Origin of the sequence: Candidatus Nanosynbacter sp. TM7-075, assembly GCF_022828255.1 — a bacterium.
Classification (GTDB): Bacteria; Patescibacteriota; Saccharimonadia; order Saccharimonadales; family Saccharimonadaceae; genus Nanosynbacter.
In genome coordinates this window covers 206,586-231,612 of the sequence record NZ_JAJQJW010000002.1, presented here as the reverse complement: position 1 = coordinate 231,612, position 25,027 = coordinate 206,586, and the positions used below count along the sequence as shown (strand labels likewise).

Annotated in this window: 25 protein-coding genes; 20 read left to right on the top strand and 5 right to left on the bottom strand. The window is 44.1% G+C overall.

Annotated elements, in window-relative coordinates:
* Positions 1–3: 3 nt before the first annotated feature.
* Positions 4–708, bottom strand: coding sequence for a UMP kinase (gene pyrH / locus LRM42_RS02725; RefSeq protein ID WP_243816652.1), 705 nt, complete (start codon positions 706–708; stop codon positions 4–6).
* Positions 709–955: 247 nt separating this feature from the next.
* Between pyrH and LRM42_RS02720 the strand changes: the two genes are divergently transcribed.
* The 4 genes from LRM42_RS02720 (at position 956) to LRM42_RS02705 (ending at position 5,536) form a co-directional block, all read left to right on the top strand.
* Positions 956–3,436: a helicase-related protein gene (locus LRM42_RS02720; protein WP_243816651.1), complete on the top strand. Its 2,481-nt coding sequence runs from the start codon at positions 956–958 to the stop codon at positions 3,434–3,436.
* 136 nt (positions 3,437–3,572) lie between these two features.
* On the top strand, positions 3,573–4,637 hold the full coding sequence (locus LRM42_RS02715; protein ID WP_243816650.1) for a hypothetical protein: 1,065 nt from the start codon (positions 3,573–3,575) through the stop codon (positions 4,635–4,637).
* A 12-nt stretch (positions 4,638–4,649) separates the two neighbouring features.
* Positions 4,650–5,201 (top strand): oligoribonuclease, encoded by a 552-nt coding sequence (gene orn, locus LRM42_RS02710; RefSeq protein WP_243816649.1) that lies wholly within the window; start codon positions 4,650–4,652, stop codon positions 5,199–5,201.
* Positions 5,198–5,536 carry an MmcQ/YjbR family DNA-binding protein gene (locus LRM42_RS02705; protein ID WP_243816648.1) on the top strand — a complete coding sequence of 113 codons (339 nt, stop codon included), beginning with the start codon at positions 5,198–5,200 and terminating at the stop codon, positions 5,534–5,536. The genes orn and LRM42_RS02705 overlap by 4 nt, the downstream gene beginning before the upstream one ends.
* Here the strand turns inward: LRM42_RS02705 and LRM42_RS02700 are convergent.
* Positions 5,533–6,144, bottom strand: a complete 612-nt coding sequence (locus LRM42_RS02700) for a hypothetical protein (RefSeq protein WP_243816647.1) — start codon at positions 6,142–6,144, stop codon at positions 5,533–5,535. The genes LRM42_RS02705 and LRM42_RS02700 overlap by 4 nt on opposite strands.
* Before the next feature lie 53 nt (positions 6,145–6,197).
* On the opposite strand from LRM42_RS02700, the gene dnaG reads away from it, so the two are divergent.
* Both dnaG and rpoD read left to right on the top strand, forming a co-directional pair.
* Positions 6,198–7,931: a DNA primase gene (dnaG, locus tag LRM42_RS02695; protein WP_243816646.1), complete on the top strand. Its 1,734-nt coding sequence runs from the start codon at positions 6,198–6,200 to the stop codon at positions 7,929–7,931.
* A gap of 8 nt (positions 7,932–7,939) precedes the next feature.
* Entirely contained in the window at positions 7,940–8,890 is a 951-nt protein-coding gene (gene rpoD, locus LRM42_RS02690) for an RNA polymerase sigma factor RpoD (RefSeq protein ID WP_376787544.1), read from the top strand.
* Here rpoD and LRM42_RS02685 read toward each other — a convergent pair whose 3' ends face one another.
* Positions 8,891–9,478 carry an AAA family ATPase gene (locus LRM42_RS02685; RefSeq protein WP_243813306.1) on the bottom strand — a complete coding sequence of 196 codons (588 nt, stop codon included), beginning with the start codon at positions 9,476–9,478 and terminating at the stop codon, positions 8,891–8,893.
* Positions 9,479–9,540: 62 nt separating this feature from the next.
* Between LRM42_RS02685 and LRM42_RS02680 the strand changes: the two genes are divergently transcribed.
* From LRM42_RS02680 to LRM42_RS02655, 6 genes are read left to right on the top strand one after another with little or no spacing between them, the layout of a single operon-like run.
* Entirely contained in the window at positions 9,541–10,068 is a 528-nt protein-coding gene (locus LRM42_RS02680) for a hypothetical protein (RefSeq protein ID WP_243816645.1), read from the top strand.
* A gap of 42 nt (positions 10,069–10,110) precedes the next feature.
* On the top strand, positions 10,111–12,648 hold the full coding sequence (gene polA / locus LRM42_RS02675) for a DNA polymerase I (RefSeq protein WP_243816644.1): 2,538 nt from the start codon (positions 10,111–10,113) through the stop codon (positions 12,646–12,648).
* 21 nt (positions 12,649–12,669) lie between these two features.
* Positions 12,670–13,317: a hypothetical protein gene (locus tag LRM42_RS02670; RefSeq protein WP_243816643.1), complete on the top strand. Its 648-nt coding sequence runs from the start codon at positions 12,670–12,672 to the stop codon at positions 13,315–13,317.
* Between the two features lie 10 nt (positions 13,318–13,327).
* A complete protein-coding gene (gene mutM / locus LRM42_RS02665) occupies positions 13,328–14,206 on the top strand; it encodes a bifunctional DNA-formamidopyrimidine glycosylase/DNA-(apurinic or apyrimidinic site) lyase (protein ID WP_243816642.1) in 879 nt (292 codons plus the stop codon).
* The gene (gene holA / locus LRM42_RS02660; RefSeq protein WP_243816641.1) at positions 14,203–15,105 is read left to right on the top strand and encodes a DNA polymerase III subunit delta; all 903 of its coding nucleotides are present in this window, start codon (positions 14,203–14,205) and stop codon (positions 15,103–15,105) included. Before mutM ends, holA begins: the two co-directional genes overlap by 4 nt.
* A gap of 29 nt (positions 15,106–15,134) precedes the next feature.
* Positions 15,135–15,767, top strand: a complete 633-nt coding sequence (locus tag LRM42_RS02655; RefSeq protein WP_243816640.1) for a DNA alkylation repair protein — start codon at positions 15,135–15,137, stop codon at positions 15,765–15,767.
* Between the two features lie 56 nt (positions 15,768–15,823).
* On the opposite strand, the gene rpsT is transcribed toward LRM42_RS02655, so the two are convergent.
* On the bottom strand, positions 15,824–16,171 hold the full coding sequence (gene rpsT, locus LRM42_RS02650) for a 30S ribosomal protein S20 (protein WP_275973074.1): 348 nt from the start codon (positions 16,169–16,171) through the stop codon (positions 15,824–15,826).
* Between the two features lie 159 nt (positions 16,172–16,330).
* Between rpsT and LRM42_RS02645 the strand changes: the two genes are divergently transcribed.
* From LRM42_RS02645 to rpsO, 3 genes are read left to right on the top strand one after another with little or no spacing between them, the layout of a single operon-like run.
* Positions 16,331–18,025 carry a hypothetical protein gene (locus tag LRM42_RS02645; protein ID WP_243816639.1) on the top strand — a complete coding sequence of 565 codons (1,695 nt, stop codon included), beginning with the start codon at positions 16,331–16,333 and terminating at the stop codon, positions 18,023–18,025.
* Between the two features lie 3 nt (positions 18,026–18,028).
* Entirely contained in the window at positions 18,029–18,685 is a 657-nt protein-coding gene (gene truB / locus LRM42_RS02640) for a tRNA pseudouridine(55) synthase TruB (protein ID WP_243816638.1), read from the top strand.
* Positions 18,686–18,723: 38 nt separating this feature from the next.
* Positions 18,724–18,990, top strand: a complete 267-nt coding sequence (rpsO, locus tag LRM42_RS02635) for a 30S ribosomal protein S15 (protein WP_129632131.1) — start codon at positions 18,724–18,726, stop codon at positions 18,988–18,990.
* A 58-nt stretch (positions 18,991–19,048) separates the two neighbouring features.
* Here rpsO and LRM42_RS02630 read toward each other — a convergent pair whose 3' ends face one another.
* Positions 19,049–19,657: a sortase gene (locus LRM42_RS02630; RefSeq protein ID WP_243816637.1), complete on the bottom strand. Its 609-nt coding sequence runs from the start codon at positions 19,655–19,657 to the stop codon at positions 19,049–19,051.
* Between the two features lie 116 nt (positions 19,658–19,773).
* On the opposite strand from LRM42_RS02630, the gene LRM42_RS02625 reads away from it, so the two are divergent.
* The 5 genes from LRM42_RS02625 (at position 19,774) to LRM42_RS02605 (ending at position 24,961) form a co-directional block, all read left to right on the top strand.
* Positions 19,774–20,130, top strand: coding sequence for a hypothetical protein (locus tag LRM42_RS02625; RefSeq protein ID WP_243816636.1), 357 nt, complete (start codon positions 19,774–19,776; stop codon positions 20,128–20,130).
* A gap of 41 nt (positions 20,131–20,171) precedes the next feature.
* Positions 20,172–20,963, top strand: a complete 792-nt coding sequence (locus LRM42_RS02620; protein WP_243816635.1) for a hypothetical protein — start codon at positions 20,172–20,174, stop codon at positions 20,961–20,963.
* A 275-nt stretch (positions 20,964–21,238) separates the two neighbouring features.
* Positions 21,239–23,356 carry a polyribonucleotide nucleotidyltransferase gene (gene pnp / locus LRM42_RS02615; protein ID WP_243816634.1) on the top strand — a complete coding sequence of 706 codons (2,118 nt, stop codon included), beginning with the start codon at positions 21,239–21,241 and terminating at the stop codon, positions 23,354–23,356.
* Positions 23,357–23,395: 39 nt separating this feature from the next.
* A complete protein-coding gene (locus LRM42_RS02610; protein WP_243816633.1) occupies positions 23,396–24,319 on the top strand; it encodes a hypothetical protein in 924 nt (307 codons plus the stop codon).
* Positions 24,320–24,379: 60 nt separating this feature from the next.
* Entirely contained in the window at positions 24,380–24,961 is a 582-nt protein-coding gene (locus tag LRM42_RS02605) for a uracil-DNA glycosylase (protein ID WP_243816632.1), read from the top strand.
* Positions 24,962–25,027: the final 66 nt, after the last annotated feature.

The window sequence follows — 25,027 nt, the reverse complement described above, 5'->3', positions numbered from 1 at the left end:
ATCTTAACTAATAAGCGTGCCTACTGATTCTCCGCGGGTTGCGCGGAGAATATTTCCGTCTGTGAGCAAATCACAAATTACAACTGGAATATGCTCGTCCATAGCTAGCCCAATTGCTGCCTTATCCATAACAGCAATGTTAGGATTTGTTAGGGCTTCTTGGTAAGATAAATGATCAATTTTTACAGCGTCAGGGAATTTCATAGGATCTTTATCGTAAACTCCGTCGACTTTCGTTGTTTTAACCACGGCGTCACACTGCATTTCTAGTGCTAGATTTAACGCTGCGGTATCAGTAGTCAGAAATGGTCTGCCAGTGCCGCACGCCACGATTACAATGCGGTTTTTCTTAATATGGCTAATGGCGCGTCGGAAAGTATAGTGGTCAATAAATTGATTCACTTCGACTGTGGACAATGCGCGAGTTGGAAGTCCTGCGTCGTTTAATACGTCCGCCAGTGCAATGGCGTTCATAAGCGTAGAAAGCATCCCAATATTGTGAGCGGAAACAGGTTGAATTCCTTGACCGATGATTTGATTGCCGCGAACGTAATTGCCACCGCCAACCATAATTACAATTTCAGCACCGTCATCCAGCGCTGGTCGAATTTGTTCAGCAATCCAGCGAGCGCGTTTTGGGTCAAAGCCGCTGGTAAATTCGCCTTGAAGTTGTTCACCTGATAATTTGAGTAGGATGCGTTTTGTCATGACACCAGTGTATCATAGCGCGCTTGAAAAAATAACATAAATGCAAAAGGGAGGCGGCAGTGTAATACGAATTGCGATTTGCTATTTAAGTTAGACAAACTAGACAAGAAAAAGCTAAGACGCTTACGTTTGCTATTTTACTTTCTCCTATCTACAATGTGAGTATAAAGGAGAGAGTAGTGTGAAATATGGAGTTCGGCGTCCGAGCTATTTACGTAGATCGCAAGAACCTAGCAGTAGTCATTTATTGAGTCGAAATAGTGAAAGACCCAGTCAACCGTCGTATAGTTATGGTGAACCGCCCGAACAGAGGCGACAGCGTTTAAAAGAATTGCGGGAACGGTACAGTAAACTACCGGAAACTCCTTTTGCTGACTATGATCTTGGTGACAAAAAACTACCTGCATATAAACACAAAGCAGAGATATTAGACACATTATCGGAAAGTAAAATATCCTGGCTGTGCGGACCGACGGGTAGTGGTAAAACGACACAAACCGCTCAGTATGCACTGGAGCGGTTTGATCGTGTCGTGGTGTTGATGCCGCGGCGGGTTATCGTCGATAATGTTACTGAATATGTCGAGAAGAGTTTGCGTGAACAGCTTGGCGAACAATATCCTAATCACTTGGTGGGCAAGATTCACGGACGTGCCACTGAAGCGACGCCGGACACTAGGCTCTGTTTCATGACTCCAGCAACGTTTACGAAAAAGCTGGAACAATTTTCTAGCGACTGGCAGGACGAGAAGACGCTTATCCTGGTTGATGAAATACATGAAGCCAATTTGGAGATGGAATTTGCTACCGCTCTGGCGGCAAAATCGATAGAGAATACCGGCAAATGGCATATGGCTTTTTCTAGTGCCACGCCTGACACGGAAGTTTCTCAGGCGATGTACGAAGATATTAACGGGTCAGAACTAACAGTCGTAACCATTGAGGGTCGGCCGCATGATATTGATATTGAAGAAGATAAGGTGAATACCGTATCCGAAGCCTACCTTGAATATGGTAAGGACTCGAAAAAATCACTAATCTTTGTTGAAGGCGTGAGGAGTATTGATGAGACCATTGCGTCAATCAAACGTCATACTCGCCATCAATCCGGGAAAATACGATTTTTCAAACTACATTCTGGCATATCAGAAGCTGCACGCCGAGAGATTTTTACTGCTGAACCGGCAGAAGATGAATCATTTGTCATTGTTTCAACTTCGGCTGGACAGTCTGGTATTACCATACCCGAGGTCGATTTGGTGCTGTCAAATGGACTGACGAAGAGTAAGGAGATTGGTGAAGAAGGCGCAGAAGGGCTGCCTCCTCGATTATGTACCCAGGCAGAGCTGATGCAACAGGCGGGGCGGGGCGGTCGTGATATTGATGGCGCTAAGTTTGTATTGGCTCGTCCGATATCTTACGATAAGATTTATTTGCCAGATGAGCTGAAAGGATTTTATGATATTGCGTCCCGTGAACAGCATATTCCACCGGAGATATATCACACGAATATTGTGCGCAACGTTTTGTCGGCTATCCATCTGAATGGTGATTTTGAGGATCTGAACCGATACCTGATGCATCCTGTTGCTAGTAAAAAAGTTATTCAAGAGTCGTACGATTTGCTGGAAACCCTGGAAGCAATTGATGGAGAGGGGCAGATCACAAAAATTGGTGAGTTTATGGATAGTTTACCATTGTCGCCAGAACTTTCTCGGGCATTAGCAGAAATGATTAGAACTGGAGGAAGTTTGCGGGAAGTACTGGCATTATCAGCAATTGCGGCTTCCGTTTCTGGCGGTGGTTTTGCCGCGTGGCATCAACCAAAGGAATTGTTCCAGGAATTTGTCAGCCCCGATACAACAGATGACTTTTTTGCCGAATACGATGCTTTTTTGAAAACCAGAGAGATTTATGACGGCTGTCGTACTGACAATGATGTCTACCTGACTAATAGTATTGATCCCAATAAGGCGGATAATATTCACTATCAATTTAGTAAAATATGTCGGCGCCTGTCGGTTAATCCAAACGATATCGACATGGGTGAACTAAACAGCGAGGAAAAACACAATATATCGGTGGCTTTGGTGCGCGGGTTTCAGGAATTATTGTATACCAAAGCTGGTAGTCGGCGCATTGGACGAACAACGGTCAACCAATACACCAACATTCACACTGGCGAACGTGGTATTTCTGAGTATGAAATTAGTTCGCACAGCTTAGTGCGACGTATGGGCTCGGAGGCGTTGACGTTAGTGCTGGCTTTACCGTGGTGGTATGATGCGCATGATGGTCGTCGATACACACTCAACACAATTTTACCAGTAACCAAGAATCAAGTTGTTCAAGCCTTGAGTAGCAGCGCTGTGTCTGAATCCCTTGGTGATAGAGTTGCTCCTAATGGTGACTTGGTTCGTGTGACGCGGCCGAAAGTCGGATCGCTGATACTCGGTCCAGAGCGGCAGCAAAAAATCCCCGCCATAACAGATGAGCAAATCGCGCTGATAGTGGACGCAATGAAAAACAAGGCTAATAAACAAGTAAGAGTATTGTTTGATTTACAACATCAGCGAGTTATCACCAAGAGTCAATTGCATCAGGTCCTAGACGGGTCTGCGGTAAATAGTCACAATGTCCATGAGGCGGAGGCTAAGGTTTGGGCTGAAGTGCAGAATGTGTTAACGAGCGAGCAGCAAGGAGCTTTTTATGGTCAGATAAACAGATAACGAGTGTGTAATAGATAGTATGAGTAAGGCGAAAAAATATTATGGATCGACCTGGAGATGATTGGACTAGATCCAGTGCGTGATGAGAGGACTTCTTTGATTGACTTTTTAAATCGTTTATGTTATAATAGCGAGCATGGAAAAATTAAGCCTGACTCCGAGTGATATAGAGGCGAAGATGCATCAACCTTGCGCCTTGCAAGTGCTTGATAGCGGCGAGCGCTGCGTAGAATTTGGAGGAATTAGCTGCCAGCTGAAATATTATGATTGCGAGCAGCCTGGCAACCCGGAAGCTCGCTGCAATGAAATATATGAATATGAATTACCTGCCGATGCTATTGAGCGGGCTAATTTGGGTTTTGGTCTAGACGAACTACCGTCATTTATTGGTGTAAAGGGTGGGGCGGCTCGTCAGGTTTTGGAGTCTCTAGTTCATAGCGACCGTCAGTTACCGCCTCCTCGCGATGTCGATTTGGTAATTTTAGAAGAAGTTATTGCTAATGGCGATTATGATCCAGATGAGATTCGGGCGGTAGCGAGCGATCTTTCAATGCGTTTTTCGCCACGTGATGCAATGAATGGCTATGGCGCGGAGTCTGTACAATCTACTGCCGAGTTTATGAGGCGGCATGATTTTACAATCAATCAAGTGCTCATATACAAGAACAACGGTGCTTGGAGGCTATTGGCTAGCACTCAAGCAGTGTTGGATACTGCTGAGCATATTATTAGACCGACAGTTTTTGAACACGACATTGATTATGGCTATCGAATTGGCAATAAATTAGCCCTCAAGGCAGTGAGGCTTCTGTCTGATATGCAAGTTCAGGGGATTGACTATGCAACCATCAAGAGTGTTCAATTGCCAGATGATGTTTATGGTGATCCAAGGGATAATTATTTCATGCAAGCGCTACAGCTAGATAAGGCGTTAGAAGTCAGCGACGAATTGGCCGAACGCTATGTGGAAAATCTAAGGTTTTATGGAATGATACCGTATGGTTGTGAAGATATGAGTGCTATTGAGATGTATTATTATCTAGTGAATGAGACGGATTTTGTCCCGTCTGATGGCGTGCTTGAATCCCTTCGGATTGAAAGAGAAAATGGTGGTGCGGCAAAGTTTGATGACGTTGTTGAAAGGCTATTAAGACAGGTGCCAGAGCGGTTTTCTCGAGATTACTACGATGCCAAAAAGTAGTATAATAAAGATATGAAAGCAAGTTTTAAGCCAAAGAAGATTTTATGGATAGATCTAGAGATGACCGGGTTGGATCCGGTACGTGATGAGATTTTGGAAGTGGCGGCAATTGCGACAGATTGGAATTTTAAGGAAATTGCGACGTACGAAGGAATTGTGCGCCACGATTCGGAAAAGTTGGCTAAGTTGTTGGACCGAAATGCTGGTTTTTGGAATGAGCATCCGGAAGCGCGACGCGGGCTGGAGGAGCAGAATGAATCGGGCAAGCCTTTGGCAGAAATAGAACACGAATTGTTGGCGTTTTGCGATGAGCATTTTGCGGGCGAGACGAAGATTCTATTAGCAGGCAATTCAATCCATCAAGATCGTCGATTTATTGACCAATGGTGGCCAACGTTGTCAAAAAGACTACATTATCGTGTGTTGGACGTGAGTGCATGGAAGGTGGTGTTTGAAGGTAAATACGGTAAGAAATTCGCCAAGCCGGAAGATCATCGAGCGCTGGAAGACATCCGCGGCAGTATTATGGAGCTTGAATATTATTTGAAAAAGGTGAAAGTATGACATATAAACAATTTGAAGAATTTATCCTGAGTTTGCCGGGCGTATGGCTGGATTATCCATTTGGCGAGGATATTGCGGTGTATAAATTTGGTAGAGATAATGACGGTGCGGGGAAAATGGTAGCGTTGGTGGCGGAATGCTCAAAGCCGCTCAGAGTAAGCCTAAAATGCGATCCGTTGTTGGCACAGAATTTACGAGAAAAATACGAAACGGTTTTACCGGGCTATCACTTAAATAAGAAACATTGGAATACAATTATTTGTTCAGGTCAATTGACTGACGAAGAAGTCTTTGATTTGGCGAGGTTGAGCTATCGATTAGTCTCGGAAGCTTAATCTGCCTTAATAATTTGATTGATCTGCTTCTGAATATTTTCTAAATCGCCAGCAGTTTTTACTAGCCATTCGCGCATCTTTTTTGACTTGGTGGACTTGTATACCTTTTTCATCATATTGATTGTATCTGTTATTTGCACATTCATCTCATGAGCATAGGTAATATCTAATTGCGCGTTCAGAAGGGCTTCGTCCAATTTTTTCTCTAATTTTTCCGACGGATCTAAGGCGAGGATGTCCTTTTGTTTTTCCTTATAATTGATGCCAGTTGCTTGAAGCGCTTCGCCCATTGAGGCATCCGCAGTAGTCAGCACTGCAACCAGAGAGCTATTGGTGGTTTGTAAACTGGTTGAGCGGAACTTATTATTGTATTTTTTGGAAATAGTGAGTAGCTTATTAACGCGCGCCGCGATTTGTGACGGGTTGGCGTTCGGCATGGAATCTTGTGAAAAAACGAATATCGCGATTAGGGTTATCAAGCCGATAAAACTCAAAATAGCGATGATGATTTTGGTTTTTTTATCAAAACCTTCCGCTGGCGGAGGTGTGGCAATTTGATTCAGATAATCGATACCTTGAGGTTGGTTATTCAAATTGTCAGGATACATATTTCTATTTAACCACAAACAATAACAGAGGTAAAGAGTGATATAATAAAAATATGAATGATGCCAAAGAAGAAGTGCGGGCGCGACTGAACATCGAGGATGTGATTGGTGAGTATGTTCAGTTGAAGCGAGCGGGGCGCAATTTGAAGGGTTTAAGTCCGTTTACCGACGAGCGAACTCCAAGCTTTATGGTCAGTCCAGAAAAGCAGATTTGGCACGATTTTTCTTCTGGAAAAGGTGGCGATATTTTTACGTTTGTGATGATGGTGGAAGGAATGGATTTTCGTCAATCACTGGAGCATTTGGCTCGAAAGGCGGGCGTTGATCTGACTTTGTTTTCTAATGGCGACGGACGAACAGCCAAGCGTCGTGCCAGGGCTAGGGAAGCGCTGAAGCTGGCTGCCAATTTTTATCAGCAGAATTTGGTGAAAAATTCGACAGCGTTAAATTATGTGGTAAAAAAACGGCGATTAAATCGTCAAACAATTGGTGATTTTTTGATTGGCTATGCGCCGGAGAATGGCGACACGTTGACGAAAGCATTGGAAAAAAGAGGATTTTCTAGGCAGGAATTGGCAGACGCTGGCTTGTCGAATCGGTTTGGTGGCGATTTGTTTCGCGGGCGAATGATGGTGGCGTTGAGTGACGGCAACGGAGAAGTCGTGGGATTTACGGGCAGAATTATTCGTGACGATCCGCGCGCGCCAAAGTACTTGAACACGCCGCAAACGCTATTATTTGATAAATCGCGACATATTTTTGGTTTACATCAAGCCAAGGAAGCGATTCGAAAAAGCGATGTGGCGGTGATTGTTGAGGGCAATTTGGATGTAATTAGCAGTCATCAAGCGGGCGTCAAAAACGTGGTTGCGACCTCTGGAACGGCAATGACGACACAACATTTGAAATCGCTTAGTCGATTGGCGGGGCGGATTCGCTTGGCGTTTGATGGTGATCGAGCGGGAGTTAACGCGACGGAGCGGGCAATCAATTTGGCACAGGAAGTTGGCGTGGAGTTGGAAGTGGTGAGTTTGCCCGATGATGTCAAAGATCCAGACGAATTGGTCCAAAAAGATTCGGCGCTTTGGCAAGCGGCGATTGACCAATCTCAGCCAGCGGTGGATTGGGTGATTGCCAGATACGCGGAAATGGAGAATTTGAAGTCGGCGGAAGGTAAGCGAAGATTTTCGACCATTGCGCTGAGGATTGTCCGAGGCTTGAAAGATCCGGTGGAGCAAGAGCATTATTTGTCGGTGATTTCTGAAAAAACTGGCGCGTCAATCACCGCACTGAAGGCGAAATTGTCGAATGAAAAAGTCGCTGAACATCAATTGAAAAAGGCGAAAATTGAGAAAGAAAAACCGACTCCAGTTCAGGATGAAACTGAGGATATGCTGGCGGGGCTGGCAGCGAGTGAAAAATCTGTGCGGCGCTGGTTGGCAGCGATTTCTGGAGAAATGCTGGACGGCGACGGTGCGCGGCAATTGATTGGCTATCTGCGGAAAAACCCAGACGCGGATTTGGGCGAGGTTCCGCTGGACTTGCAAAAAATCGAACAGTATGTGAAAATAGTACAGTTGAAAAGTGAAAGTCGTTACGCCAATTGGGAGCAAAAAAGCTTGAACGAAGAGATGGCTCGGCTAGTCAGACAGATAACAATCAAACATCGCGAAAACAAAAAGAATCAACTATTAACGCAGCTTAGAGAGGCCGAGGCGTCGGGAGATGAGGTTTTGTCTCAGAATTTGCGCCAGAGCTTAAATAATCTGATTAAGGAGAAAATGTGAGCGACGATATCACGACGAAGCCAGTAAACTTAAATGAAGATGATGATTTTGATCCAACACTTATAGACGAAGAAGAATCGGAAGATTTGGATTCGTTAACAACTGGGCAATATTTGGACGACGTGTCGGATGACTCGGTTAGGTTGTATTTGCGTGAAATTGGTAAGATTCCACTACTTAGCGCTGAAGAAGAGATGGACTTGGCGCGCCGAATTGTTGAAGGCGATAAGAAGGCTAAGGATAAGATGGCTGAGGCGAATATGCGTTTGGTGGTGTCAATTGCTAAGCGTTATTCTGGTCGTGGTTTGGACTTTTTAGACTTGATTCAAGAGGGAAATACTGGACTTTTGCGTGCGGTTGAGAAGTTTGATCCGGATAAGGGATTCAAGTTTTCGACTTATGCAACTTGGTGGATTCGCCAGGCAATTACGCGTGCGATTGCTGACCAAGCGCGAACGATCCGTATTCCAGTTCACATGGTGGAAACGATCAATAAATTGCTGCGTACTCAGCGACGAATGACACAGGAATTGAACCGTGAGCCGACAATTGAAGAATTGTCTAAAGAGCTGGATATGGAACCAGAGAAAATTGAATATGTCATTAAGATTAAACAGGACATTTCTTCTTTGGACGCTGGCGTTGGTCGTGATGGTGAAGATGACGATTCTGTGCTGCAAGATTTTATCGTTGACGAAGATACGGTTTCACCAGAAGATTCCGCTTCAAATCAATTATTAAAAGAGCAAGTTCAGGAAATTCTATCAAGTTTGAGTGATCGCGAGCAGAAAATTGTTCGAATGCGTTTTGGTTTGGACAATGGAAAAAACCACACTTTGGAAGAAGTTGGTCAGGAGTTTGCGGTTACGCGTGAGCGAATTCGTCAGATTGAAGCTAAGGCGCTAGCGAAACTTCGCAAACACAAAGACGCGAAAAAACTTTACGAATATCTGGATTAATTAACACTGTTCGGGTGATTTACAAAAATGGACGTCGTGAGTTGCGGCGTCTATTTTTTGATGTAATTGCTCAAGGCTGCCGTCGTTAATGATGAAATAATCAGCAATAGCAATTGGTCCACCTTTTTCCAAATTCTCGATTTCTGACCAGTCGCGCTGATCAACTTCGTGCGGTTGCATTGGGCGCTCTATGCGTTTAGCCATTCGTTGATAACGGAGGTATTTCGGTGTAACAATAGCAATAACGACAACTTGTCCAGGAAATTCGTGCTTAAGGAATTTGTATTCACTCCAAGTGTATAATCCGTCCAAAACGATTTTATTTTGCCCAGCGTTTATTAAATCGTGGATGTTTTTTATGACGCGTTTGATTACGAAATCTTTGCCCTCACGGCGACGAATTTCTTCGCGAAATTGTTGTTGATTGTCCCAAGTTTTTTCAATTCCAGCCTCGTCCATGGCTTTATAAATAACGCCACCGAAGTAAATTTTTGGAAATCCTTTTTCTGTCAAATATTCGACAGCCGAACTTTTGCCGCTGCCCGCCAATCCAACCAGGGCGATAATTTTTGCATATGGTTGTGTCATGTACTAATTTTAACAATTTGTTGACATTCTTCCAAATAGAGAGTATGTTTGTGATAAGTATTATGGAAACGCTTCATGGACATACTGAAGAGTTACCTCAGAATTCTCCTTCTGGCCTTGATGCTGAGGGTCAAGAAAATCCAGCAAATAATTATAAGATAATGGCTCAGGTTGAAGAGCTGGAATCGAAATTTGATCATAATCCAGACGGTAGCGAGAAATGGCAGAGACTTATTGGCGAGCCTATCGAGGATCAATATAGTCAGCGTTGGATGATTTGGGAAAATCCTGCCACTTCGTCATCTAATCCGAAAGATCGATATCAAATATATAAGATACCCAAGAATGAAGATGAGTTTAGATATGCTTTCATAAAAGAGCTTGAGGTTGATCGATACCCTAAGTACCATAAAACGTCTTACGAGTTTTTTGTTGGACCAGATGACGGTAGAGATGAGACTATAACCGTGTTCTTTAATGACGATGGAGTGATTGAGTATGTCCATTGCTATAGCTATCTGGAGGAGCGTAAGAGGTTGTACGAGAAGCACGAAAGAGTCCAGAAGAAACTTTTGCTGAGGCGTCAATAATCAATTCTCTGACGATAGCCGCTTAAATGCTACAATAGAACTATGAAGCGTCTAGTAGTTATTGATGGAAAGTCGGTGTTTTACCGAGGTTATTATGCTATGCCGGGATTGTCGATGGCTGACGGAACTCCGACTGGTGGAGTGTACGGATTTGTCAGTTTGGCAATTGAGCTGATTAAAAAATTGGAGCCGGATTACGTGGCGGTAGCTTGGGATAAACGAGGCACGAATATTCGCAAGCGGCGGGAATTGTATCCAGAATATAAAGCTGGTCGCAAACCTGCACCCGATGATTTTTACCAGCAAATTCCGATTTTGCATGAGCTGCTTGATGCGTTTGGTTGGCCGCTTTATGAAATTGATGATTATGAGGCGGACGATATTATGGGTGCGTTTGCCAGGCAAGCGGAATCTCGCGGAATTGAAACGTGCTTGATAACGTCGGATTTGGACGCATTGCAATTGATATCGTCAATGACCAAAGTTTACGCCATGAAAAACGGTTTAAGGAACATCGAGGGATTTACGGCGGAACATTTTGAAGAAAAATATGGAATTCGGACAGAACAATTCTTAGATTTGAAGGCTTTGAAGGGCGATTCTAGTGACAATTTGCCGGGCGTGCCGGGAGTTGGTGAAAAAACGGCGGTTAAATTATTGCAAGAATATGAAACTCTGGACGGAGTTTATGAACATCTGGACGAGCAAAAAGGCGCGTTGCGAACGAAGTTGGAAAATGGTCGTGAATCTGCATATTTGACCAAGCAAGTGGCGGAAATTTGGACGGATGCGCCAATTGAACTGGACTGGAATGTGGCGGATGTTAATGATTGCGATTTTGCGCGAGTAACGGAAATTCTGCAGAAGTTGGAGTTTAATTCGCTAATTGGACGATTGCCGCGAACGATGCAAGCGGCGGAAAATGAGAAAAAAGAAGAACCGAAGTTGGATATTCCGCGAATTGAAAAATTGCCCGATATGCCGATGTTTGAGGCGGAAAATATAATATATATCGATTCGTCGGAGCCTGACGTAATTTACATAAGCTCAAATCCTGAGTCGGCGTGGACGGCGAAAATTGATGAGATTAGTCAATCCGTGTGGCAATTATTGGCGCAGGGAACTGTGATCGCGGCTGATGTCAAACGGTTATATCACGCGTTGGATAATTATGGCGTGGCGGTGCGTTTTCATGAAGTTTGGGATGTTGAGCAGGCGGCATTTTTGATTGATCCGCTGAAGCGTGATCGTAGTTTGAATGCACTGTCTGGTGATTTTTCTGACGACAATTCCGCGCCTTATCAATTGGCTCGCTTGCACAAAATTTATCGTGAACAAAAAGTTTACATGTCGAACAATTCGCAAATTGCGCGTGTGGCTTACGAGTTTGATTTTCCAGTAATTTGGGCGCTATTCCAGATGGAAAAACGTGGGATGAAGTTGGATGATACGCTATTAAAACAGATGGGCGATGAGCTGGCGGCGGAAGTTGATGAGCTTGAACAACAAATGTATTCCATGGCAGGATACGAGTTTAACGCGTCTAGTCCAGCGCAACTTTCTGAGGTTTTGTTTACCAAATTGCAATTACCAACTGCGGGCATAAAAAAGGGAAAAACTGGATATTCAACAGGTCAAAAAGAGTTGGACAAATTACGTGGACAACATCCGATTATCGAGTTGATTGAGCGATATCGAGAATTGACCAAATTGATCAGCACGTACATTGAGGCGTTACCAAAATTGATGGCGGCTGATGGGCGAATTCACACTACATTCAATCAGGATGTAACCAGCACGGGGCGACTGAGCAGCACAAATCCGAATTTACAGAATATTCCGGTTCGGACTGAACTGGGTAGGAAAATTCGCCAGGCGTTTGTTCCGAGTGATGGCAAAGTTTTTGTCGGCGCAGATTATTCACAATTTGAGCTGAGGCTGGCGGCTGTGCTGGCAGGCGACGAGAAATTGATTGAAGACTTTAATAGCGATGTTGATATTCACGCAAAAACGGCGGCGGAAACATACGGAATATCGATTGACGAAGTAAGCAAATCTCAGCGTCGAGCGGCGAAAGTGATCAATTTTGGTGTACTTTACGGAATGAGTCCGCACGGTTTGGCGGCGGCTACGGGAATGTCATTTACAGAGGCGAAAAAGTTTATTGATCATTATTTTGAGGTGCGAAAGCCGATTCGTCAGTACTTGGATAAAATTTTAACTCAAGCGCGGGAGCAGGGATTTGTCGAAACGTATTTTGGCAGGCGACGACCAACGCCTGATGTAAAATCGAGCAATTTTATGGTGCGATCTTCGGCAGAAAGAGCTGCGATGAATATGCCAATTCAAGGCACGGAAGCGGATTTGATGAAATTGGCAATGATTCGGCTGGAGGATAAATTGTCGGGCTTGGCTGATGCGATTTTACAAGTTCATGATTCAATTTTGGTGGAATGCAAACCCGAAGACGTCCAGAAAGTCAGCGAGATTATGAAAGCGGAAATGGAAGGCGTTTGTCCAGAATTGCCAATTAAATTGAAAGTAGATGTCGGTACGGGCGTAAATTGGGGTGAAGTGTAGAAAATATGGTATAATTACGCCATGAAATACACTCAACGACGAAATTCATTTTCTCGATTTGTACCAATTTTGCTGGTTATTGTTATCACGGTTGTGGCGGTAGCAGCGGTTATTGCGATTGGTCGAGCATTATTTGGTAAAAACGATTCAGGTCAAACAACGGATCAGAATGTTAACGTAGGGCAAGTTGCTTTGTTATCGACGGACGTGGGGAGCGCGGTTCGATTGACGGTGCGCGGACCGATTGTAGCGAACGAGAATTTCCGCTCATACAGCATCACTATTTCGCCAGAATCTCGCGAAATGACAACATACGAGGGATATTTGGACAAGCCGATTGCAGAGAAAAAATTGGACAATAATAGCAAGGCTTATACCGAGCTGGTTTATGCGCTTGATAAGCGAAAAATGATGGAAGGCACGCCGCTAACTGAGCGGCAAAATGATTTGCGGGGGATTTGTGCTAGCGGTAAAATTTACAAATTCGAAACTTTGAAGGACAATTCCGTTGTGAAGAGTTTGTGGACGTCGGATTGTAGCGGCTCTAAAGGCTCGGCGCAAGCTAATGTAAACGAGATTTTGGATATGTTTTTGAAGCAAATTCCTGACGGCAAGAAAATGGCGGCTGGAATTGGTCTAAGTCAAGAAGAAGCTTTGTTTAAGTTGTAGGACTCGCCGAATGCCTGAGCTACCTGAAGTTGAGACAGTTCGTCGCGGTTTGGCGGATTTGCTGCCAGGTCAGGCTGTTGTGCGAGCGACGGTATTTGATTCGCCAAAAAGCTTTCCGAATTCACCCACAGACGTTCAGCAATTTTTATATGGTGCGCATGTAACGGCGGTGCGACGTCGTGCAAAAGTGCTGATGATTGATCTTGATACGCGTTATTCGCTGGTGATACATCTTAAGATGACTGGGCAATTGATTTTTCGTGGGGCTAATAGTTTTGCTGGTGGTCATCCGAATGATAGTTTGATTGGTGAATTGCCTGATAGATCGACACGAGTGCAAATTGATTTTACGGATGGTTCGCATCTGTTTTTTAATGATCAGCGTAAGTTTGGCTGGATGAAATTGATGCCGACTGATGAGATAGAAAATTTGCCATTTATGCAGAAAGTTGGGCCGGAACCGCTCGATAAAAAAACCGAGGCGGGTGACTTTATTAAGCGAATTCGTCGTCGGCAAAATTCGATGATAAAGCCAGCGTTTCTTGATCAGTCGGTGATCGCTGGAGTTGGTAATATTTATGCTGATGAATCTCTGTGGGCTGCGAAAATTCACCCCCAGACGCGCGTTAGAAATGTTAGTGATGACCAATTGGAAGATTTGTTTAACGAACTTCGCCAGATTTTGCAATTGAGCATTGATCAGGGCGGCTCGACGGATAAAAATTATGTTGACGCTGAAGGCAGGAAGGGTAATTATCTGTCATTTGCACATGTATTTCGTCGGGAAGGTCAGTCGTGCCATCGGCATCCTGACCAAGAGATTGTAAAGATGAAAGTTTCTGGACGCGGTACGCACATTTGTCCAGTTTGCCAAGTGGAGGCGAAGTGATTTACCTTTTTTACGGCGAAAATGAATTCGAGAAACGGCAAGCAATTGCTAAGCTGATCGGCAACGAAAAAGCGGCGCGACGCGATGGTGAAGATTTGACGCTGGCTGGAATGCAGGAAATAGCAATTGGGCAGACGCTGTTTATGAACTCGTCGGTGTATTTGATTTCAAAACTAGGCGAAAATTCTGAGATTTGGTCGCAACTTCCAGATATGAAGTTTGATGATGGCAGGACGATTATTTTGGTGGAAGATAAAATTGATAAGCGAACGAAAACGTATAAGTGGCTGCAGAAAAATGCCAAAGTTCAGGAATTTTCACCGCTTAGTGATCGTCAAAAACCGCAGCTTTTAAAGTGGTGCGTGGCGGAGGCGAAGGTTCGCGAGTGTGAATTAACGAATCATCAAGCAGAGATAATTGTTGATCGTTTGGGATTTGATCAGTTGCGACTGAGTAACTTTTTGGACCAATTGGCGCTGGCGGAAAAAGTGACGGATGATTTAATTGACAACTTCATACCTCTGGCGAGGACGGAGAATGTATTTGATTTGTTCATTTCGGCACTGGCGGGTGATTACGATAAGGTTCATGATATAATTAGCTATTTGGAGTCGGAAAGTGGCGTTGATGGCGCTTATCAGACAATGGGATTGCTCGCCTCGCAGGCAACTAACTTGACGGCGTTGGTTTTGGCTGACGGCGACAGTAAGTTGGTGGCTTCGGATTTTTCGGCTAATCCGTATGTTTTACGAAAATTGGCGTCTTCAGCAAAAGGTGCCGATAAGGAAAAACTAAAGAGGATAAATGACGCGCTACTTCGGGTAGATTTGCAAATGAAAACAACTTCTGTAAATCCGTGGCTGCTTGTGGAGGCGGCGCTGGTTGGAATTGGAAAATAAACTAAGGAATGGGGAGGTTGCTGGATTCTATGGACGATGTTCGCGCAAAAGAATATATCGCAAATTTAGAAAAGGAATTTTCTTTAATTGAAAATGGCTTCAAAGAGGAAGAGAAAAGAGCCTTAGCTGATTATAAATCCAATGATGATGAACATATCAAGAAGTTGGCGTTTTTAGCTTATAAATCTCACACATATCAAGTAAGAATGTACGGCGTATTTCTTTTTGGATACTTATCAGAACAAGATGATGTCTTAACATTTATGCGAGATGAAGTTTCCAAAGATGACAATTGGAGAGTTCAAGAAGTGCTGGCGAAGGCATTTGATGAATTTTGTAAGCAAACAGGCTATGAAAAAGCACTTCCAACAATTGATGAATGGTTAAAAAACAATAATCCGAATACGAGGAGAGCAGTAACAGAAGGATTAAGAATATGGACGAGCAGACCATATTTCAAGGAAAATCCAGATGAAGCTATTAAACGAATCGCAGCATTAAAAGAAGATTCCAGTGAATATGTTAGAAAATCAGTTGGCAATTCTTTAAGGGATATTAGTAAGAAATTTCCAGAGTTAATTAAAGCTGAACTTAATAACTGGAATTTGGAAAGTAAAGAAGTCGAACATGTATATAGATTGGCGAGTAGATTTATCGACTGATGTTAAATAAAAATACCCCAGTTAATTCCGGGGTATTTTCTAGTAATCTTTACAGATTATTTTTCAGCTTTCTTAGCAGCTGGCTTCTTTGCTGGAGCTTTTTTAGCGGCAGTTTTCTTAGCAGCTGGCTTAGCAGCTGGTTTCTTGGCAGCTTCTAATGTAACACCTGCTTTTTTAGCAATTTTGCTCAATGCGCTCTTTCGGCGAGCAGCGGTATTTTTCTTAATCAAGCCTTTTTTAACAGCGGTGTCGATTTCGCTTTGTGCTGCAGCAAGAGTCTTTGCGCTTGGCTCTGCAGAGAAAGCTTTAACAGCAGTCTTAATGTCTTTTTTAATGCTGATGTTTCGCTCGCGGCGCTTTAGAGTTTGTTTAGCACGCTTGATGGCGGATTTGATGATTGGCATGTTTCTCCTTTACCTCTATAGATTTGTATCGCTAATCAGGAAGAATTATACAGAAAATAGCATAAATTGTAAAGAGGTGGCTTAGATATTGACTTTATGGTACTGCTTATGGTATAGTGATGCCAAGCGTAATTACAAAAAACAAACATAGGAAAAATCATGTCAAACGGATCAGCAAAGCAAAAAGTAATCCAGAGCATCAAGGATGTAACTAATATTTTAGTGACGGTGAGTTCTAGCCCGTCAGTCGACGAATTGTCGGCAGCATTAGGATTGACGATTTTCCTTAATAAATTAGGGAAGCACGCTACGGCTGTGTTTAGCGGCGACATTCCGCCGGCAATTACGTTCTTGAGTCCTGATAAGACGTTTGAGCAGACCGCAGATTCTTTACGTGATTTTATTATTGCCTTAGATAAAGAGAAGGCTGACCATTTGCGCTATAAAGTTGTTGATGACGCCGTAAAGATTTTCATTACGCCATATCGTACGACAATTACCGATAAGGATTTGGAATTTTCACAGGGCGATTATAACGTTGAGTTGGTTTTAGCGCTAAATGTTGAAAATAGTGAAAGTATTGATACGGCTTTGACTGCGCACGGTAAGATTTTGCACGATGCTACGGTTGTGGCTATAACGGCGGGCGATGTAAAGAGTGGTCTGGGCTCTGTTGATTGGCACGAATCTAACGCGAGTGGCGTGAGTGAAATGGTTGTTGAGCTCCTTGATGATCTGAAAACTCCGAAGGTGACGTTGGACGAGCAGATGGCGACGGCTTTGCTTACGGGAATTGTTGCAGTAACTGACCGATTTAGTAATGGAAATACTTCATCAAAGGTTATGACCACGGCCGCAGAACTTATGGCAGCTGGCGCAAATCAGCAATTGGTGGTTTCAAAGATTGCAGAGAGCGAAGTAGAGGACGAGCCACAGAAGATTGAAAAGATCGAAGAAAAATCTCCAGAAAAAGAGGAGGCTTCAGAGGATAAAACTGAAGAAATAGAGAAAGATGAGGAAGCTGTACACGCGGACGGAACTTTGTCGATTAGTCACGAAAAGAAGGGCGATGTTGATGAAGTAGCCGAACAAACAGCAAAGGAAAAGCAAGAAGAGTCTGCTAGGATTGCCGAAGAGAAATTGGCTAAAATTGAGCCGATAAAGGAAGAACCGCAAGCCGAGGAAGAAAAGCCGAGTGAAAAGATAGTTTCAAAGGGCGAGCTTTCTTTTGAGGAAACTCCACTGATGGGTGGCACTCTGAACGCAACAACTACACAGGCTGCCGAGGATAAGATTAGGGAATTGGCTAGCGATCAAAATAAAACCATCTTAACGCACGGTAAATATGTGGGTGATAATACGCCGTCGTTTGGCAATACTCCGTTAAATGCGGCTATGGGCACGTCTGATGAACCACCAAAGATTGATCCGTTTGCTACAACTAACGCCGCTGAGCAAAAATTGTCGACGATACCTGTTGCGCCGCAATCTGAAGAGTCGATTATTTCGGCAATTACCAACGACACAAATCAATTGAATAATCCAGTAGCGCCAGCTCCGAGTCAGCCGATTGCGCCAATTGAGCCAGCAATAACAAATCCTGAGAATAACATTCCGGGCTTTGACTTGCCAATGCCACCAGCAATGCCAGATTTCGGCGCTTTGCCGCCGATGCCGCCAGCGCCTACGGGTGTTGATGTAAATGGATTGCCACAGATTGCACCATTAGGGGTGGCTCCTGAGCCGGTAGCCGCTCCGCAAGCTCCAGCGCCTGCGCCGATCACCGCGATGCCAACTCAGCCAGCTCAAAACGCAGACTTCAATCCAGCGCAATTTCACATTCCAGGACAATAGTTGATGGACGAAGTGATTCTCATAGACAAACCTCAGGGAATGACTAGCTTTGGGGTGGTAGCGCGCTTGCGACGAGTTTTATCTAATCAGGCGGGAAAGAAAGTGAAGGTTGGCCATACGGGTACGCTTGATCCGTTTGCTACGGGGTTAATGATTATTGTGACTGGAAAGAAATGCCGCGAAGCTGAAACTTTTACTAAGTTAGATAAGTGGTATGAGGCGGAAATTATTCTGGGCAAGAATAGTTCTACGGGCGACCCAGAAGGCGAAATTACTGATGTGTCTGATTATGAGCCGAGTTTGGATGAAATTCAGCGGGTGATTAGTCAATTTGTGGGAAAAATTGAGCAGACGCCGCCGATTTTTAGCGCAATAAAAATTAACGGTGAAAGAGCGTATAAATTGGCGCGTGAAGGTAAACAAGTTGAGATTCCTAAGCGTGTGATAGAAATTTACTCATTGGAGTTATTGGCATACGAATATCCCAAATTAAAGATCAGAACTCACGTTTCAAGCGGAACTTATATTCGAACGTTGGCAGTGGATATTGGCGAGAAATTAGGGACGGGCGCGTATTGCGAGAATTTGCGTCGTACGAAAATTGCCGACTATTCTATTGATCAGGCAAAGACTCTGGCGGACTTCGGGATTACTAGCTAATTGCAAAAAACAGAGAAGCTTGGTATAATTACAGAGCTATGATTAGCAAAGAGAATAAAGCGAAAGCAATTGCTTTGACTCAGGTCAATAAAAACGACGTCGGTAGCCCACAAGCTCAGGTGTCAGTTTTGACGGCTCGTATCAAAGAAGTCACAGAGCATTTGAAGGCGAATAAGCACGACTTCATGGCTCGTCGCGGCTTGATCCAAATGGTTGGTAAGCGCAAGCGTTTGCTGAAATATTTGGAGCGAACTGATTTTGAGAGCTACAAAGCAGTTGTTGCCAAATTAGGTTTGCGTAAATAATTTACGTTAAAAACTGCTTAAATCCCCTTTGACGAAAAGGGGATTTTTGTTGTTCTGGCTATTTTTTCAATTTGGCGATAATCACATCTCGTCCGTCGTTTGCGCCGCCCAAAGTGCAGGAATAAAGAGTTAATTGCGGCTGATCTGTACGTTGTTCGATCTCTATGGCATCTGGTTTAACGCTTTGTTTTTCGCTGATGACGTAATTGTAACGCACGCCGTTATAGTCAATGATAATTTCATCGCCGACAGTTAATTTATCAATATTATAAAAAGGCGATTTTCTGAGCGTCTGCTGAGGAGTTAGGCCCATAATAAAACGGTGTGCAGATAAGACAAAGTTGCCGCCATCTTTTGGGTTGCCGTTTTCTGGTTTACGCCACCACGCACCATGTTCCATTGTTTCGGCGCCGCCAGTACTATAAGGCAAATTTATGTCGATTTTCGGTATGTAAAGTCGATTTTCGGTAATTTTATTCTCAGTTTTAGTGATGAGCTGAGTGGTGTGGTTGTCTTTTGGGTTGATGTTTTGCGACAAAATAAGGGGCGTGCTGATGAGAGCAAGCAAATAAACTCCACCAAGAATCATTAAGATTGCGATTATAGTTAAGACATAGCTTTTCCAGCTTTTCTGGCGATTTTTTACTGAATCTAGCTGAAGTGACATGAGTAAATTATAACACTATACCTATACGATATAATCATGGTAGGGAATAGGAGTAATGTGTTGTATTAGATAATTGGGGTTGAATTATTATAATTTTTATGTTATAATTAATCATTATGAATAGAGAATCTACACTTCCCAATAAGCCACTCTGGGTGCCAGAAAGAGAATTTCTTGGCGAAGGAAATCGCCAGACCATAATTGATATATTAGGCGTTATCGCAACAGACTGTTCTAACCAACAATTTGCTGAAGCCGCGCAGGCAGTTGCTAGTGATATTGAAAGTGGTGGTGAGTTAGCGCCAGGTTCGCGAGATTTCATGTGGGCGCGCTTTATGGGTGTCCAGCATGGCACTATGGAAGGTGGCGACGGTAAGGTACGGGTTAATGAGGAAAACTATTCTAGGTTGCGACCGTTGGCTGAACAGCTACACTATGGTGATATGCGTTTTCTAGAGTCGATAGTACCGTAGAGTATGGTAGTAGTATTGTTCTAGGTGGATCAGCAGAAGAGATGCCAAAACGTCTACAGGCTGCGCGAGGTAAAAATCCACGAGATATCGCTGTTCAGGACACGTATTTACTAGTTGGACAGCGTCAGCGCTGGAATAGTATACCAACCGAAAAAGATCCTGATGCCATTTTGGCGGCAGTATCAAGATCGCTTGGCGGTGTTGACATGGATAGGCTCAAGGAAAAATCACCTTGGCTGCGGGATGAGCTACGCAAAAAGGTTGAGGCTGGTAGTTGGGATGAAGCATTCGCCACGGAGATGGCTATTGGACGACTGGGTCTTGAGGCTTACTTTGATAGGCATGGCTTAATTGACTGGGAGAATGGTATTGAGGAGACTGCACCTAGCGACAACCAGCCAAGTATACCGGGTGTTCCGGATCGAGAAAATGTCTTAGTAACGTATCACTTGCTCGATGGTACTCGTGCAACATTGCTAAATGCTGTTGCGGTGCCGAGAAAGCGCGGTGTTCCACGGCCAACGAGTGATAGTCAGATCAAAGAACTACTAGATCTAGGTGTCCTAGAGCGCAATAAAGAACATCCTATCAGCATCATTACAGATTCACCACACTATCTTCGAGCCGCTACTGATGTCGCTATTCGGATATTGGCGCACCCCGAGACAAGGGATATAGTCATTGCTCCCCCCGTCTCGCCGTATAGGCCTTCAAGCCCAGAGAATGTCCTAAAAGCACTAGGAGAGATTCCGGCAACCTATAAGGCCGATAAGCGTGTTCACGCCGTATTGCGTGGCGAAGATCCGGACGCTAAAGAGCTGGCTGATTTGTAGGAAATACGAAGCAGCAAACAGAGTTAAACGGTTAGGCCAGGCGCTATAGGAGCAAATGTAACGTGTATTGTATGGTGAGCTGCCGTTCATCAAAGGAGATTGATTTTCAGAGTGAATTGTGTCTAGTTTTGGCTTTCTATAAAGCCTATAAAGCGCACACCGCTGTGATATAATAAAATACGCGAATATAACCCGCAGACGGTGATGGATGTGTGGTGTGTTGACCGGTAAACCAGCACGCACCTGTTACTGTCTTTGCGAGAAAGAGAGGATTTATGGCAATTATTAATCCAAGCGGCAAGGAGATTTTTAGTGTTACCACTGATTTTTGTGGTCGGCCGCTGACTTTAGAAGTGAATCGCGTCGGTTTTAGGACGACTGGTAGCGTTTTGGTGCGCTATGGCGACACTGTAGTTTTGGGTAGCGCTCAGGTTAGTCCGCGTCCAGTGCAATTGGATTATTTTCCATTGTCAATTGATTATGAAGAAAAATTTTATGCAGCGGGTAAGATTTCTGGCAGCCGATTTATTAAGCGCGAAGGTCGCCCAAGCGATGAAGCTGTGCTGATTGGTCGATTGATTGATCGTCCGATTCGTCCGCTTTTCCCGAAGGGTTATCGACAGGAAATTCAAGTCGTCGCGACTGTTTTGAGTATGGATCCGAGTTTCCGTCCAGATGTAATTGCGATGATCGCTGCGTCTAGTGCGTTAATGTTAACTGGCACGCCGTTTGATGGTCCAGTGGCTGGTTTGCGCGTGGGTCGAGTGAACGGCGAATTTAAGGCGTTTTTGACTCCGGAAGAACGCGAAAAGTCAGATCTCGATTTGGTCGTGGCTGGTATTGAAAGTGGTATAACAATGGTCGAGGCTGGCGCCAAAGAAGTTTCGGAGGACATTATTGTTGATGCGATGGCGTGGGCTCACCAGATGATGCAGCCAGCGATTGCCTTGCAACGCGAATTGGCGGAAAAAGTTGCGCCAGTACAGCAGGAATATGATCTAATTTTGCCAGACGAATCAATTCAGCAAACGGTTAACGCGTGGGCTGATGGGAAATTTGGTGAGAAAATCCGTCGTCCATATCCAGAGCGCAATGAAATGATAAGCGAAATTCGCGCTGAGTTCCATGAGGCGATGGCGGAAAAATTGGGACTAGACGAGGAAGAATATAGCGAAGTTCGTGGCGATTACGACGAAGCGTTTACTCTGGCTCTGCATAAAGATGTTCGTCGGGGAATTGTTACTGAACGAGTTCGTCCTGACGGTCGACAATTGACCGAGATTCGTCCGCTCAGCTCGGAAGTTGGATTCTTGCCGCGCGCTCACGGTTCCAGCTTGTTTACGCGTGGTGTGACCCAGGGAATGAATATTGTGACTTTGGCGCCGCTTAGTTATTCGCAATTGATTGACACTATGGAGATTACCGACGGTGAGCGACGTTATATGCATCATTACAATGCGCCGGGCTATACGGTTGGCGAGGTCAAGAGAATGGGCAGTCTAGGTCGACGTGAAATTGGTCACGGATACTTGGCGGAACGTGCTTTGCTCCCAGTTTTGCCAACTGAAGAGGATTTTCCATACGCTATTCGCTCGGTGACAGAAATTATGAGTCAGAACGGTTCAACTTCGATGGCGGCGACTTGTTCTAGCTGTTTGGCGTTGATGGACGCCGGTGTGCCAATTTCGGCTCCAGTGAGTGGAATTGCGATGGGTCTAATGATGGACGGCGATACTCCGTATGTGTTGAGTGATATCGCTGATGCTGAGGACTTTGCTGGTGATATGGACTTTAAGGTAACTGGAACTTCAAAGGGTATTACGGCTCTTCAGATGGATATGAAGGTTCATGGACTACCGGTGGCGATTTTACGTCAAGCGATTGAGCAGAGTAAGGCGGGGCGTGCACATATTTTGGAACATATGCTTAGTGTGCTTCCGGGGCCTCGTGAGTCGCTTAGTCCGTATGCGCCACGAATTGAGAAGATTAAGATTGACCCAGATAAGATTGGCGTGATTATTGGTAAGGGCGGCGAGACGATCAATAAGATTACTTCGGAAACTGGCGCTGAGATTGATATTAAGGAAGATGGTTTGATTACTGTGGCTAGCCCAGACGGCGCGTCGATTGAAAAGGCGATGAACTGGATTAAGAGTCTGGTTGAGGAGCCAGAAGTTGGCAAGATTTACGAAGGTAAAGTTGTCGGTATTAAAGATTTTGGCGCGTTTGTGAATATACTTCCTGGTGTTGACGGAATGGTTCATATTTCGAAATTGGCAGAACATCGAGTTGAAAAAGTGACTGATGTCGTGAAAGAAGGGCAAACTGTTCGCGTGAAAATCACTGGAATTGACGAGCGTGGTAAGATTAATTTGACGATGATTGGTTTATAAATATATAATAGCGAAAGCGTAATTTTAGGAGGAAATTTTATGGACAATAGTAATAACAACAAACCTCAAGTGCCGCCTCAGCCGCAATTCCAGCAGGCTCCACAGCAGCCTCAGGCTCAGCAACCTCAACCACAACAACAATTCCCACAACAACCAGTCATGGGAACTCCATACCAAATGCCACCAAAAAAGAAAATGAGCAAAGGTGCCATGTGGGGAATCATCGGCGGAATAATTGGATTAGTCGTAATTATCGTTGGTGTAGTCCTGGCTGTCTTGCTATTAGGTGGCCCAAGCAAGGCGGATTATAAAGCTGCTGTAGACAAAGTGAACGATACGATCGAAATTTACAATAAAGCTTCGACGTCACTTTCATATGTTTCTACTTCAGAAACCAAGTCTTCGTTAGAGTCTACTCGTAAAAAGCTTTCCTCCACAAAGGATGAAGTTGACGGTAAGTTAAGCGAGCTAGGCAAGATGAAGGCTATTACTGGTGACAAAGAAGTTCGTGAGAAGTATGACGCTTTGAAAAATAAGCTAGGTAAGTTTGATTCTGCGGTGGATGCTTTTGATGAAGTTTACGGAAAGATACTTCCAGCAGTAGCTGATTTTTCTGATAGTAGCAACAGCTCTAATATATCTACCTTAGAGAGTGCGGTTAAGAAAGCTCGACAGGATCTTAAAAACGCCGATATCAAGAACGAGCACAACAAGAAATTCGTCAAGGACTTTACTGCTCAATTGGAAAAACTTGAAGAAATGTTGCCAAAAGTTGCTGAAATGAAATCTGATTACAAAAAATATGACTCTAACTATATCAGTGATTTTTACGACACTCTTACTGCGATACAGAAGACTGCCCGCGAATGGTCTTCGGGACTACAAAAAATAGCAGAAGAGGGCGAAATTAAGGACGAGCTAAATAACCTAGGAGCTATACTGGTAAACAAGGTAAATAAATAGTTCTGCTAAATATCAGAAGCGCCTCGTTCCTTGCGGGGCGTTTTTTGATAGAATAAAGATATGGACAAGCAGGCTATATTGGACGCGTTGGCGGAAGAAATTGTAAAAGAGAAGGTTTGCTCGGATTTGGCGGATCAGGCGACGCAATTAGTTATGGGCGATGGAAACCCTGATGCTGATATCATTTTTATTGGCGAGGCGCCAGGGAAGAATGAAGATTTACAAGGCAAACCGTTTGTTGGTGCTGCGGGAAAATTCCTTGATGAAATGCTAAAATCTGCTAATTTACAGCGGTCAGATGTGTATATTACCAATATTGTTAAATATCGACCGCCGAACAATCGTGACCCGTTACCAGAGGAAAAGCGCCAATTTTGGCCATATTTACTCAGGCAATTAGAAATCATTCAGCCAAAGGCTGTTCTGACCTTAGGGCGGCACAGCGGCGGTGGGTTTATTCCGGGATTGCAGATTGGTAAAGAACACGGTCATCCACGTAAAGTGCGTTTGCACGAGCTCGAATTCGTAGTGATTCCGTTATATCATCCGGCGGCTGCGCTTTATAACGGCGGCATGCGTCAGACTTTAATTGATGATTTTATTCAGGCTGTGGAATTTGTGAAGAATAATAGCGGCGCTTAATTAGACTATTTTCTTGCAAAAGTTTCCTAGACGTAGTATAGTGGATAGTCGATATCTATTATATCT